This window comes from Kocuria coralli, from assembly GCF_008831305.1.
GTDB classification, from domain to species: Bacteria; Actinomycetota; Actinomycetes; order Actinomycetales; family Micrococcaceae; genus Kocuria; species Kocuria coralli.
In genome coordinates, this window is record NZ_ML708660.1 from 1 (window position 1) to 394 (window position 394).

Genomic DNA, 394 nt, shown 5'->3' on the forward strand with positions numbered 1-394 from the left:
CACATGGAACCGAGGATGCTCATCCAGCCATTGACGTACTTCCGCCGTTTTATGGGTTGCGTAGTTGTCCATGACCAGATGCAGCTCCTGGCCCGGATAGGCCCTGTCGATCTGACGCAAGAACGACAGAAACTCCTGCCGCCGATGCCGTGACTTCACCGCGCCCGTGACCTGACCAGTCGCGACTTCCAGCGCCGCGAACAGCGTCGACGTCCCATGCCGGTGATAGTCATGAGTGCGCTTCTCGGCATCACCCATGCGCATCGGCAACAACGGGGCCGTGCGATCCAGAGCCTGAATCTGAGACTTCTCATCGACACATAACACGACCGCATTCTCCGGTGGCGCCAGGTATAAGCCGATGACATCGGTGACCTTCGCTTCCAGCTGCGGG

Annotated in this window: 1 protein-coding gene; it reads right to left on the reverse strand. The window is 59.6% G+C overall.

The window, feature by feature from the left end:
• Positions 1–394 (reverse strand): IS630 family transposase (locus FCK90_RS15235; RefSeq protein ID WP_158035147.1); only part of this gene is annotated, 394 nt, incomplete at both ends.